This window comes from Ideonella sp. P3_A4 (genome assembly GCF_056403075.1).
The window spans coordinates 1-11,910 of the sequence record NZ_JBFUGE010000160.1 but is presented as its reverse complement, the minus strand read 5'-3'; the positions used below and the strand labels follow the sequence as shown (position 1 = coordinate 11,910).

The following is an 11,910-nucleotide window of genomic DNA, read 5'->3' as shown; positions in this document are numbered from 1 at the left end:
TCCTCAACGTCGGCAAGTAACGGCTACCGATGGCATCGCTGCTGTTCAAGAACGCCCGCGTCTTCGACGGCACGAACGCCGATTGTGCGGAAGGGATGTGGCTGCGCGTCGCCGACGGGCTGATCCAGGAGCTGTCGGACACGCCACTCGCGGCGCCCGACGACACGCGCGTCATCGACTGTGCCGGCCGCACGCTGATGCCCGGCTTGATCGACTGCCACGTGCACGCCTTTGCCAGCGACGTGGCGGTGGCGAAGATCGACGCGATGGGCGAGGCCTACCGCACGGCGCATGYGGTGCGCATGCTGGGCTACGCGCTCGATTGCGGCTTCACGACCGTGCGCGACATCGGCGGCGGCAACCACTCGCTGTGGCGTGCGCTGGCCGACGGGCTGGTGCGCGGGCCGCGTTACCTGTACTCGGGCAAGATCCTGTCGATGACCGGCGGCCATGGCGACATGCGGCCGATCGAAGAAAGGYCGCGCTACGAGTCGGTCTGCGGTTGCGCCGGTTCGCCTTTGGCCAACACCTTCGCGGTGATCGCCGACGGCGTCGACGCGTGCATTCGCGCGACGCGAGAAGAACTGCGGCAAGGTGCGCACTGCATCAAGATCATGGGCTCGGGCGGCGTCGCTTCGCCGACCGATCCGATCTGGATGAACCAGTACCGCGAAGACGAGATCCGCGCGATCGTCAATGAATGCACTGAGCGCCGCAGTTATGCCTCGGCCCATTGCCACCCAGCCAGCGCGGTGCGCCGCTGCGTCGACTTCGGCGTGCGCAGCATCGAGCACGGCACCTTGATCGACGACGAGACCGCGCGCTTCGTCGCCGAGCGCGGCGCCTACATCGTGCCGACGATGTCCATCATCTTCGCGCTGGTCGAGCAGGGGCGTTCACTGGGTTTTCCGCCGCAAAGCCAGGCCAAGGTCGAGCAGGTGTTCCACCAGGCCATCGCCGGGCTGGACGCGATGCGCCGAGCCGGCGTCAAGGTCTGCTACGGCACCGACTTGCTCGGCCGCACCTACACCGACCAGTGCCGCGAGTTCACCTTGCGCAGCGAGGTGTTCACGCCGCTGGAGATCCTGCGCCAGGCCACGTCGACCGGCGCCGAGATGATGCTGATGGACGGCCAGATCGGCTGCATCGCGCCCGGTGCGCAGGCCGACCTGTTGTTGGTCGACGGCGATCCACTCGCCGACATCGGCCTGCTGGCCGCGAACGGCCAACACCTGCGCAGCATTGTGCGCGGCGGCGAGCTGGTGAAGCACGCCGCCTGAGCGGCCGAAGGCGTCTTCAGCGCAAGGCCTGCTGCAACACCTTCGGGCACACCGGCTGCGGGTTGGAGCAGCTGACCTGCGACACATTGGCCACGCCCGAGCCGGCGTGCGTCACGTTGTTATCGGTGCAGACCTTGTTGCCGGTGCCCGAGGTGGTGATGTAGAAGCCGTAGCCGCTGGACTGCAGGTCGACGGTGTTGGCCTGGAAGATGTTGTCCTTGCCGTAGCCGGTGTAGGCGACGTGGGTCTGGAAGCCGTCTTTCAACACGCTGGTGTGGCCCGGGTTGCTGACCTTGTTGCCGTAGATGTGATAGCCGTTGCCCTTGGCGTCGATGAAGCTGTCACCGTAGTTCTCGCCCGAGATGCCAGTCGCGTCGTAGGTGTTGCCGACGACGATGCCGCCGGTCGTGCCTTCCTTCAGGTCGATGCCTTCGGCCGTCACGCCGGGGCCGATGTGGTTGTTGGCGATGCAATTGCGGTCGCTGGTGTCGGGCTTGCCGTCGGTGTAGACCGGCCAGTTGGAAACGGCCGAGCCGGCATAGACGCCCTCGCCGTAGCCGGGTGTGTCCAGCCCGGTGTTGCTGACGGTGCTGTTGCGCAGCACGTTGTCGGAGCTGAAGGTGCGGAAGTGAATACCCTCGCCGTCGACGTTCTTGACAGTCAACTTGTCGAGCAGGTTGTTGTGTGCGTTGTCGAGCACGATGCCCTTGGACGCGCCGTTGACCGTGAAGCCAGTGAGCTTCCAGTAATTGGCCTTCAAGCTGAAGCCGTAGCCGCTGTTGGTCAGCACCGCACCAGTCGGCCCCTTCAGCGTGATCGGCTTGCCCTTCGCGCCACTGCGTGTCGCGACGAAGCTGCCGCGATAGGTGCCCGCGGCCAGCACGATCACATCGCCAGGCACGACCTTGCCCAGGGCCGACTGCAAACCCGCCGCGTCGCTGACCGGGTATTGAGCGGCTTGCACCGGCGTCGCGCCGAGCATCACGACCGATGCCATCACCACGCCGGGCCAGCTTCGAACCATCGAAAACGTCATGCTGAGTTCATCCGCAGTTGGGTTGAAAGGGCGTCGCGGCATCGAGCGCACGACGGAAGCCGCGATCTTCGACGTCGCCTCCGATGCCGGGCAATCCGCCAAACTACCTGGATCGACCCGCAGTTCTACTTGTCTTGGCAAGCAGTTGTTTCGGCTGGGCGGCGCTGTGCTTGGCCTGCTGGCATCAGGGTGGGCACTGGACACGTGGGCATGAAGCGCATGAAGATCGGTGAAATACGTGGTTCACCGAACCAGCGCAAGCTGCCAACGTCTACGCCTTTCGACCAACCCTGAGGAGACGCCATGCAATTGATCGGTATGCTGGATTCACCCTACGTGCGGCGCGTCGCGATATCGCTGCAGTTGCTGGGGCTGCGCTTCGAACACCACAACCTGTCGGTCTTCCGGACCTTCAAACACTTCAGCGAAATCAACCCGGTGGTCAAGGCGCCGACGCTGGTCTGCGATGACGGCGAGATCTTGATGGATTCGTCGCTGATCCTCGACTACGCCGAGACGCTGGCCGCGCCCGAGCTGCGGTTGATGCCGTCGACGCTGCCCGATCGCCAGCACGCGCTGCACCGCATCGGTCTCGCGTTGGCCGCTTGCGAGAAGGCGGTACAGATCATCTACGAGCGCGAGTTGCGACCGGCCGACAAGCAGCACCAGCCGTGGCTGGACCGGGTCACCGGCCAACTGCACGCGGCCTGCCAGAAGCTCGACGACGCCGTGGGCCGCCACCCGTTCGCAGCGCCGCTGGGCCGGCTGGACCAGGCGGGCGTCAGCACTGCGGTGGCCTGGCACTTCATTCAACGTATGCTGCCGGATGTGGTGCAGGCCGAAGCCTTCCCGGCCTTGTCGGCCTGGACGGACCAGGCCGAGCAGACGCCGGCGTTCCGCGCGGCGCCGCATGGCGAAGGACTTGTTCAAAAGAATGCTTGATCGAATGCATGGTGTGGCGGCCCTGGCTCTCGGGGCCGTCTTGATGACGACATCGGCCTGGGCCGGCACGACGCCGGCGCCGGTGCGCGCCGAGATCAATGCCTTGATGGCCCGGCTCGAAAGCTCGGGCTGCCAGTTCAACCGCAACGGTGACTGGTATGGCGGTGCCGAGGCGAAGTCGCACCTGCTGAAAAAGCTCGATGCGATCGAACGCCAGACCACCGTGGCCAAGACCGAGCAGTTCATCGAACTGGCCGCCAGCCGCAGCAGCATGAGCGGCCAGGACTACCAGGTGAAATGCGGCCCTGCTGCCGCCGTGTCCAGTGCCATCTGGCTCGGCGCACAACTCCAAATCCTCCGCTCATCGCCGGCATCCGCCGCTTCGTCGCCGCGTTAGGGCGGCCGGCCGCGGCGCTGCCTACAGTGGCCGCCGCCGGTTGTGCAAGTGGGTACCGGCCCCACGGCAGCGAGGAGATGCGATGAAGAATCTGTGGTGTTCGGTGGCGTTGTGCCTGGGTGTGGGGCTGGCCGCCGCGGCAGAGCCCGTGCAGGTACTGGTGCTCGGGTCCTACCATTTCGGCAACCCGGGGCTGGACCTGAACAACGTCAAGGTCGACGACGTGCTGCAGCCTGCCCGGCAGGCGCAGGTGCGCGAGGTGGTCGATGCACTGGCCGCCTTCAAGCCCACGCGCATCGCGGTCGAGGCCGATGCCGACGCGCTGCCGAAGCATGCGCTGCCGAGCTACCGGGCCTACCTGGCCGGCCAGGGCCAGGACAAGCGCAACGAGATCAACCAGATCGGTTTTCGGCTCGCCCGGCAGCTGGGGCATGCCGAGGTCTATGGCATCGATGTGGACGGGGATTTCCCGTTCGAGCCGGTGCAGGCCTTTGCCAAGACGAGCGGCGACGCCGCCGACTTTCAGCGCTCAGTCGACGCGATGGCGCTGCGCACGCGCGAGTTCGAAGCAGCACAGCAACACGCCACGGTGGGCCAGCTGCTGCGGCGCCTCAACGAACCCGAGAGCATCCGTGAAGACCATGGCTGGTACGTGACCGCGCTGCGGCAGGGCCAGGGGGCTGACCAGCCCGGCGTGGCGCTGGTCAGCAGCTGGTACGCGCGCAATCTGGGCATCTGTGCGCGCCTGGCGCAACTGGCCCGCCCCGGTGACCGGCTGCTGGTGCTGTACGGGGCTGGCCACAACTATCTGCTGCGGCACTGCGTGGACGCGACACCGGGCTGGCAACTGGTCGAGGCGAACGCCTACCTGCCGCGCTGATCAGCGACCGCGACGTTTGGCCGCGCTCTCGCTGCTTCGGCCAGCAGCCAATGCTCCAGCGCGCGCACCGCGGGCCGGCTGCGCGCCGCGGGGTCGATGATCAACTGGTAAGCGCGGGGCGATGCCAGCTGGCCCTCGAAGGGCGTGACGAGCTGGCCGTTCGCCAGCAACGCATCGACCAGTGGGCGGCGCCCCATCGCCACGCCCTGGCCGGCGACCGCGGCGGTGATCGCTTCGGCGTAGCTGGTGAAGCTCAGCTGCGCGGCTGGCTGCAGGTCGGCTAGGCCCCAGCTGGTGAACCAGCTTTCCCACTCCACCGGCATGCCACCGGCATCGTTGCCCAGTGCCATGTGCAGCAGCGTGTGGTGCGCGAGGTCGGCCGGCTCACGCAGGGGGATGGCCAGCTCTGCCAGCAGGCGCGGGCTGCACACCGGCAGCATCGATTCTTCGAACAGCCTCACGCCGCCGCCGGACGCGCCGACCTTGGCGTAGCGGATGGCCAGGTCAAAGCCATCGGAGGCGAGGTTGCGGTTTTCCAGCGTCGCGTCCAGCCGCACGTCGATGCCGGGGTGGGCACGGGTGAAGGCGGTCAAGCGGGGGATCAGCCACAGCGCGGCAAAGCCGGGTGTGGTGGTCAAGGACAGCACCTCGCGCCGGTTCGGCGCACGGATGTCGCGCACCGCACTGCGCAGCGTGCCAAGCGCAGCAGTGCAGGCGGCAAGCAGGCGTTGGCCGTCGGGGGTGAGCACCAGGGCCCGGTGCTGGCGAGTGAACAGCGCCACGCCCAGCTCGTCTTCCAGCGCTCGCATCTGCCGGCTCATGGCCGACTGGGTGACGAAGCGCTCGGCCGCCGCACGGGTGAAGCTCAAATGCCGGGCTGCCGCCTCGAACGAGGCCAGCAAATCCAGCGGGGGCAGGCGATCGGGTGGTTTTTGCATGCGCTACAGGAATGCGTGGCATGCACAACTATCGTTTGTCAGCGCATACCATCACGCGGGATTATTCGGCCCATGGTGGCGCAAAAGCAAGCGCCACATGCATGCGAACCACGCATACCACCCGTTCCCACCAGGAGCAGACCATGATGATCGCCACCGCCCGCACCCGGATGCTGCTCGAACGCGGCCAGAGCACCCGCCTGACCGGCGCCGCCGCCGCCCACCTGGCCAGCGCCGCCGGCACGCTCTGGGTGACCATCGACAACGACCCGCGCGACATCGTGCTGGAAGCCGGTGACGGCTTTGACGTGGCCAGCGAAGCGCCGCTGCTGGTCGAGGCGCTGGGCGGCCCGGCGGTGTTGGAGCTGCGTCCTGCCGCCGAGGTGATCGCGGTGGGTGCGCTGTGATGGACGTCGCCTTCCACTGGCTGGCCGCGCTGCAGCCCGAGGCCCCGCCAGCCGCGCGGCCCGCCGCCGCACCGCCGCGCGAAGAGCGTCTGGCCTTGCCTGGTCAGCGTGCGGTTCTGCTGCGGCCGATCGCGCCACGCGATGCCGATGCAGAGCAGGCGTTTGTCGGCGGGTTGTCGCTGGCGTCGCGCCACAAGCGCTTCCACGTCGGCCTGCGCCAGCTGAGCCCTTCGATGCTGCGCCAGATGACCGAGATCGACCATTGCGACCATGTGGCGCTGGTGGCCGAGGTGCTGGCCGATGGTGACCGCGCGGTGTTGCCGCCCGTGCCCTTGGTGGCCGATGCCCGCTACGTGCGCAGCATCGAGCAGCCCGACGAAGCCGAGTTCGCGATCGCGGTCGCCGACGACTGGCAGAGCCTGGGCTTGGGGCGCACGCTGATGGACCGCCTGTCTCGCCACGCGCGGCACCAGGGCATCCGCGCGCTGGTGGGCGACGTGCTGCCCGAGAACCGCCGCATGCTGGTGCTGATGCGCGGCCTGGGCGCCCACACCCGGCCGCACCCGGACGGGCCGCAGCTGGTGCAGGTGGTCTACGAGCTGACCGCGGGTTGACGTAGCTTCCCTGACCTTGCCGATGCCGCAGTCTGTGGCGTGGGCGATGATGCCGGCCTCGCAGCACGGCTCCATCGCCCACCATGCACCAGTTCTGCCTCACCACCGGCCTCGTTCTCGGCCTGGCGCTCAGCGCCTGGGCACCCGCCACCAAGGCGGCCAACAAGCCGGTCGACGTGCCCCGCGCCGCCTCGGCGCCAGACGACGACAAGACCCCATCCGCCGCGGCCGACGAACGGCTGCAGCCACATCAACGCGAGACCACCGGCTCGGTGCAGATCGGCGGCCAGCGCATCGACTACCGCGCGGTGGCCGGGCTGATGGTCATCGACGACAGCAAGGAAGAGCCCAGCGCGACGATGTCGTACGTCGCGTACTTCAAGCGTTCCACCGGTTCGCCATCGGCGCCGCGCCCGGTGACCTTTCTCTACAACGGCGGGCCCGGCTCGGCCACCTTGTGGCTGCACCTGGGCGCTTTCGGCCCACAGCGCGTATTGACGGCGAACGGCCAGCGCGGCCCGTCCGCACCGTACAAGCTGGTCGACAACGAGTTCTCGCTGCTCGACGTCAGCGACCTGGTCTTCATCGACGCGCCGGGCACCGCGCTGGGCCGCATCGTCGCGGTCGACAAGGACAAAGAGAAGGAACGCGAGAAGCTGAAGGAGAAGGAAAAAGAATTCTTCGGCGTCGACCAGGACGCGCGTGCCTTCGCCCAGTTCATCCAGAAGTTCCTGACCCAGCACCAGCTGTGGAACGCGCCGAAGTACTTGTTCGGCGAAAGCTACGGCACCACCCGCAGCGCGGTGCTGGCGGCGCACTTGCAGGGTGAAGAGCACATCGATCTGAACGGCGTGATCCTGCTGTCGCAGATCCTGAATTTCAACTTCTCGGTCGACGAGGCGCAGTTCAACCCGGGCATTGACCTGCCGTATGCGCTGGCGTTGCCCAGCTACGCTGCGACCGCCTGGTACCACCGGCGACTGCCGGCCTTTCCGCATGACTCGRCACCGCTGGAACCGCTGTTGGCCGAGGTGCGCCAGTTCGCGCTGGGTGACTACCTGCAGGCCTTGCAGGCGGGCAGCAAACTCGACGCCGACAAGCGCCGCCAGGTGGTCGAGAAGATGGCGCGCTACACCGGCCTGAAGCCGGCCTACCTCGACAAGGCCGACCTGCGCATCAACGGCGGCATGTTCACGCAAAACCTGCTGGAAGACCAAGGTCAGGTCGTCGGCCGTTTCGACACGCGCTACACCGGCCCAGCGGTGGACCGCATGAGCAAGGAAGCCGACTACGACGCCCAGTCGGCCGCGATCAGCCCGGCCTACGTGGCCACCTACAACCACTACCTGCGCACGACGCTGAAGTTCGGCAGCGACATGGTCTACAAGCCGGGCATCGAGATCTGGCGCCACTGGGACTGGAAACACCAGCCGCCTGGCGTGGACATGGCCTTGTCGCAGACGGTGAACGTGATGCCCGATCTGGCCGCGGCGATGAAGGTCAACCCACGCTTGAAGGTGCAGATGCACGCCGGCTACTTCGACCTCGCCACGACCTTCTTCGCGGCCGAGTTCGAGCTCGACCAGCTGCCGCTGCCGCCAGCGCTGCGCAGCAACATCGAAGTCAAGCACTACCCGGCYGGCCACATGATGTACGACGATCCGGCGTCGCTGAAGACGCTGCACGACGAAGTGGCCAAGTTCATCCGATCGACCGACAATTTGCCGCGTTAGGCCAACGCGGGAGGCAGCATGAAACGGGGTTTCTGGGCGCGCTGCGTGGCAGCCGCCTCGTTGTGGGCGTGCCTGCATGCGGTCGCGGCTGAGCCGCTGCCGCTCGATGCTTTCGCAAACCTGCCGATGGTCGAGCAGGTGGTGCTGTCACCTGACGGCCAGCGCTTCGCCGCGCTCGTCAATGCCGGCGACCTGACGGTGCTGGCCGTGCGTGATCTGGCGGGCAGCGCCGCGTTGTCGCCGCTGCTGAAGACGGACAACCGGCAGTTCCGCTTCCGCTGGATCCGATGGGCCAACAACGAGCGCCTCCTGGTCAGCGTGGCCTATCCGAGCCGGCGCGGCTGGATCGACGTGGCCGAGACCCGGCTGATCTCGATCAAGCGCGATGGCAGCGACCCGGTCAACCTGGTCCGCCACTCGGCGTTCGACTCGGGCAGCCGGATGGCCCAGTTCCAGGACCGGGTGATCGACTGGCTGCCCGAAGACGGCCACCATGTGCTGCTGGAATACGACGATGACGGTGGCGGCGAGCCCTCGGTGTTCAAGGTCGATGTCGACAATGGCCGGCGCCAGCGCGTGCACGTGGGCCGCAAGGACGTGACGGGCTGGATCACYGACTCCACCCACCGTGTGCGGGTCGGCACCCGCCAGCGCGGGGCCGAGATCGACATCCTGCTGTGCGACCCGGACGGCTCGAACTGGCGCACGGCCTGGTCCTACGGCGTGTTCGCCCGCGACGTCGTTGAACCGATGGGCTTCGGCAACGACGTCAACAAGCTCTACGTCACCGCCGACCACGAGGGCCGGCGGGCGGTGTTCGAGGTCGACCTGGCCGACCCCGCGCTGCCGCGCAAGCTGCTGCTGAGCCACCCGCGGCTGGATGTGAACGGCGAGCTGATGCTCGCGCCCAAGACGCATGTGCCGGTCGGCATCAGCACCGGGGTGTTTGCCGACGCCGGGGCAGGCATTTGGGATGCGGGCTACAAGAGCTTCGTCGAGGCGATCGACAAGGCACTGCCCGATCGGCGCAACGTGCTGCTGCAGTTCAGCGAAGACGGCTCGCGCTACGTGCTGTACTCGATCGGCAACGGCGCGCCCGGCCGCTACCTGCTGGGCCAACGCGACAAGGGTGAGCTGAGCYCGCTGGCCGAGACCTACCCGGCGCTGCTCGGCAAGCCATTGGCCACCAAGCGTGGCTACACCGTGACAGCGCGCGACGGCACTTCGTTGCCGGTGCTGCTGACCTTGCCGATGGGCTTGGCGCCGAAGCGGCTGCCAGCGGTGCTGTTGCCGCACGGCGGCCCGATCAGCATGGACTCGTACGAGTTCGACCCCTGGGTGCAGTTCCTGGCCGACCGGGGTTATGCGGTGCTGCAGGTCAACTTTCGTGGTTCGGCGGGCCTGGGCCACGAGCACATGAGCGCCGGCCTGAAGCGCTGGGGCCTCGAGATGCAGGACGACTTGAGCGACGCGGTGAACTGGCTGACCACCCGAGGCACGGCAGACCCTGCGCGCGTCTGCGTGGCCGGCGCCAGCTACGGCGGTTACGCCGCACTGATGGGGGCGGCGAAGACGCCCGATCTGTACCGCTGCGTCATCAGCTTCGCCGGCGTGACCGACCTGCTGGACCTGGCCACTCACGAGCGGCAGTTCACCCACGGCGCTGAAGTCTTCAAGGTGCAGGTCGGCTCAGCCTGGGACGACCGTGACCAGCTGAAAGCGACCTCACCGCGGCGCCTGGCCGCCCAGATCAAGGCACCGGTACTGTTGATCCACGGCACGCTGGATCGCGATGTACCGCTCGAGCAGGGCGAGGACATGGCGGACGCGTTGAAGAAGGCAGGCAAGCGCTACCGCTTCATCAAGCAGGAAGACGGCGACCACCAGCTGAGCAACCAGGCCCACCGGACCCAGTTCTTCCGCGAGATGGAGGCGTTCCTGGCGGAGCACTTGGGGGCGACGCCTGCCGCCGAAGCGTCAGCGACCAAGGCGCCCTGACGGCTACGGCGCGGCCTGCGTGCCCTTCACGCTGAACTGGTGGATGTTCCAGCCGCCGCTGTCTTGCTGCAGCGTCAGCACCTGGCGGCCGGCGGGCAGCTTGAGCTTGACGCTCACGGTCTTCCACACCTGCCAGTCGCCGGTGGCGGGCACGTCGACGGGACCTGTCAGGTCGCGGCCGTGGGCGTTGGCGAGGTGGAAGGCGGCCGGTGCGCCAGCGGGTGACGCGACGCGGAACTTCACCGTGTACTGGCCTGCTTCCGCGACCTTGACGGTGTAGCGGAACCACTGGCCGCTGTTGGTCCAGCCCATGTCGTGGCCACCGCCTTGGTCAGCGGTCAGTTCGAGGTTGACGCCGTCGGCGCGGTAGTCGTTGGYGGTGCCGTTGACCGACAGCACGTTGTAGGCGATCGCAGCGCCGCCGGTGTCGTAGTCGGCTGCTTGCACGGTGCCGGGCAAGGCCACTGGATGGCCGAGGAAAGGCTGCGGCGTGCGGGTCGATTGCCAGCTGTTGCCGACCAGCGCTGAGTTGAAACCACCGGAGCTGTTGTTGAACGCGGTGGCATTGGCGCCGAGTGCTGACACCGCGTTTTCGGTCAGGGTCGCGCTGCCGCTCGGAGCCGGGTAGAAGGGCGCGTTGACCACGATGCCGTTGCGCCACGGTGCGATCACGGTGTTGTGCGCCAGGCCGATGTTCGTCGCGGTCGAGAAGCCGATGCCGTCGAACAGTGGTGCGGTGATGGTGTTGCCGCTGACATCGATGCCGTCGACGATGCCGACGTTCTGGCCGTCGCTGCCGTTGCCGATGTGCAGGGCAGGCTGCCCCTGGTCGAAGCCGTTGCCGCCAGCGCGGTCGATGCGGTTGCCGGTGACGTGTGACGAGAGCAGATCGTTGCCGTTGACGCCGAAGCGGCCGACGCCCAGCCCGGTGTAGCGCGCTGTGTCGGCGATCAGGTTGTCGGCGACGGTGTGGCCGCTGCCGCCGTAGATGCCCAGACCCTTGCCGTTCCAGGCGCCGATCATTGTGTTGTGCGTCTGCGTGGCGTTGGCCATCGGTGTGTAGAAGACGCGGCCCTGGTCGGTGTCGTTGTAGTTGACCGAGTTGATCGCCATCGCGTCGTCACCGGTGCCGCGGATGAAGTTGTTGGTCGCGGTCAGGTTGTTGCCGACCTTCGCGCCCATCGAGACGTTGTTCAGGTTGCAGCCGTCGGCCCAGATCGAGGTCAGCCGGTTGTCGCGCACCATGCCGACGGTACCCGAGGCCCAGAAGCCCGACAGCACATGCTGCGTCCACAGCTTCTCGGCCAGCCAGTTGCTGCCGGTGATGTCCATCGCGCCACCGGCACCGTCGACCGGCTCACGGCTGCGCGCGTTCGAATCCAGGTGCAGGTGGCGCACGGTGGCCGAGCTCAGCTGGAAGAGGGCACCCAGGCCGCCTTGCGTATGGGGCAGTCGCACGTCGCGATAGATCGTGCTGTGCCACATGCCGGCGCCTTCGATCGTCACGCCATTGCCGACCAGCCCCTGCGTGCCCTTCAGGTAGAAGATGCCGGGCGGCACCCACAGCGTCTTGCCTTGTGCCTGGGCCTGGTTGAGGCAGTTCTGGATCGCTGGGTAGCTGTCGGGTGCGTTGGGGTTGCCGTTGCCATGGGTCGGCACGGTGTCGGCCACGGCGCCGCAACTGG

The 11,910-nt window shown here is 67.3% G+C and carries 12 protein-coding genes; 9 read left to right on the top strand and 3 right to left on the bottom strand.

Features of this window, described 5'->3' with window-relative positions; all coding sequences use genetic code 11:
• Positions 1–29: 29 nt before the first annotated feature.
• Positions 30–1,280 carry a metal-dependent hydrolase family protein gene (locus AC1DYI_RS15650; protein ID WP_477205052.1) on the top strand — a complete coding sequence of 417 codons (1,251 nt, stop codon included), beginning with the start codon at positions 30–32 and terminating at the stop codon, positions 1,278–1,280.
• A 16-nt stretch (positions 1,281–1,296) separates the two neighbouring features.
• Here AC1DYI_RS15650 and AC1DYI_RS15645 read toward each other — a convergent pair whose 3' ends face one another.
• Positions 1,297–2,316, bottom strand: coding sequence for a right-handed parallel beta-helix repeat-containing protein (locus AC1DYI_RS15645; RefSeq protein ID WP_477205051.1), 1,020 nt, complete (start codon positions 2,314–2,316; stop codon positions 1,297–1,299).
• Here AC1DYI_RS15645 and AC1DYI_RS15640 point away from each other — a divergent pair.
• The 4 genes from AC1DYI_RS15640 to AC1DYI_RS15625 all read left to right on the top strand — a co-directional run bounded on the left by AC1DYI_RS15640 (position 2,315) and on the right by AC1DYI_RS15625 (position 4,535).
• Positions 2,315–2,530 (top strand): hypothetical protein, encoded by a 216-nt coding sequence (locus AC1DYI_RS15640; protein WP_477205050.1) that lies wholly within the window; start codon positions 2,315–2,317, stop codon positions 2,528–2,530. The two genes, AC1DYI_RS15645 and AC1DYI_RS15640, sit on opposite strands and share 2 nt — an antisense overlap.
• A gap of 89 nt (positions 2,531–2,619) precedes the next feature.
• Positions 2,620–3,258: a glutathione S-transferase gene (locus tag AC1DYI_RS15635; RefSeq protein ID WP_477205049.1), complete on the top strand. Its 639-nt coding sequence runs from the start codon at positions 2,620–2,622 to the stop codon at positions 3,256–3,258.
• Between the two features lie 43 nt (positions 3,259–3,301).
• Positions 3,302–3,655, top strand: coding sequence for a YfeK family protein (locus tag AC1DYI_RS15630; RefSeq protein ID WP_477205048.1), 354 nt, complete (start codon positions 3,302–3,304; stop codon positions 3,653–3,655).
• 82 nt (positions 3,656–3,737) lie between these two features.
• Positions 3,738–4,535 carry a DUF5694 domain-containing protein gene (locus AC1DYI_RS15625; protein WP_477205047.1) on the top strand — a complete coding sequence of 266 codons (798 nt, stop codon included), beginning with the start codon at positions 3,738–3,740 and terminating at the stop codon, positions 4,533–4,535.
• Here the strand turns inward: AC1DYI_RS15625 and gcvA are convergent.
• The gene (gene gcvA / locus AC1DYI_RS15620; protein ID WP_477205046.1) at positions 4,520–5,473 is read right to left on the bottom strand and encodes a transcriptional regulator GcvA; all 954 of its coding nucleotides are present in this window, start codon (positions 5,471–5,473) and stop codon (positions 4,520–4,522) included. The genes AC1DYI_RS15625 and gcvA overlap by 16 nt on opposite strands.
• Positions 5,474–5,616: 143 nt before the next feature.
• On the opposite strand from gcvA, the gene AC1DYI_RS15615 reads away from it, so the two are divergent.
• The 4 genes from AC1DYI_RS15615 to AC1DYI_RS15600 all read left to right on the top strand — a co-directional run bounded on the left by AC1DYI_RS15615 (position 5,617) and on the right by AC1DYI_RS15600 (position 10,225).
• Positions 5,617–5,880: a DUF2917 domain-containing protein gene (locus AC1DYI_RS15615; protein WP_477205045.1), complete on the top strand. Its 264-nt coding sequence runs from the start codon at positions 5,617–5,619 to the stop codon at positions 5,878–5,880.
• Positions 5,880–6,494, top strand: coding sequence for an N-acetyltransferase family protein (locus AC1DYI_RS15610; RefSeq protein WP_477205044.1), 615 nt, complete (start codon positions 5,880–5,882; stop codon positions 6,492–6,494). The genes AC1DYI_RS15615 and AC1DYI_RS15610 overlap by 1 nt, the downstream gene beginning before the upstream one ends.
• An 83-nt stretch (positions 6,495–6,577) precedes the next feature.
• The gene (locus AC1DYI_RS15605; RefSeq protein ID WP_477205043.1) at positions 6,578–8,227 is read left to right on the top strand and encodes a S10 family peptidase; all 1,650 of its coding nucleotides are present in this window, start codon (positions 6,578–6,580) and stop codon (positions 8,225–8,227) included.
• Between the two features lie 18 nt (positions 8,228–8,245).
• Positions 8,246–10,225: a S9 family peptidase gene (locus tag AC1DYI_RS15600; protein ID WP_477205042.1), complete on the top strand. Its 1,980-nt coding sequence runs from the start codon at positions 8,246–8,248 to the stop codon at positions 10,223–10,225.
• A gap of 3 nt (positions 10,226–10,228) precedes the next feature.
• Here the strand turns inward: AC1DYI_RS15600 and AC1DYI_RS15595 are convergent.
• Positions 10,229–11,910: carbohydrate-binding protein (locus AC1DYI_RS15595; protein WP_477205041.1), on the bottom strand; the 1,682-nt coding region annotated here is incomplete at its 5' end.

Coding starts and splice junctions, on each gene's coding strand:
- AC1DYI_RS15640 (WP_477205050.1), top strand. CDS start 2,315: ATGCTGAGTTCATCCGCAGTTGGGTTGAAAGGGCGTCGCGGCATCGAG.
- AC1DYI_RS15635 (WP_477205049.1), top strand. CDS start 2,620: ATGCAATTGATCGGTATGCTGGATTCACCCTACGTGCGGCGCGTCGCG.
- AC1DYI_RS15645 (WP_477205051.1), bottom strand. CDS start 2,316: ATGACGTTTTCGATGGTTCGAAGCTGGCCCGGCGTGGTGATGGCATCG.
- gcvA (WP_477205046.1), bottom strand. CDS start 5,473: ATGCAAAAACCACCCGATCGCCTGCCCCCGCTGGATTTGCTGGCCTCG.
- AC1DYI_RS15615 (WP_477205045.1), top strand. CDS start 5,617: ATGATGATCGCCACCGCCCGCACCCGGATGCTGCTCGAACGCGGCCAG.
- AC1DYI_RS15610 (WP_477205044.1), top strand. CDS start 5,880: ATGGACGTCGCCTTCCACTGGCTGGCCGCGCTGCAGCCCGAGGCCCCG.
- AC1DYI_RS15625 (WP_477205047.1), top strand. CDS start 3,738: ATGAAGAATCTGTGGTGTTCGGTGGCGTTGTGCCTGGGTGTGGGGCTG.
- AC1DYI_RS15630 (WP_477205048.1), top strand. CDS start 3,302: ATGACGACATCGGCCTGGGCCGGCACGACGCCGGCGCCGGTGCGCGCC.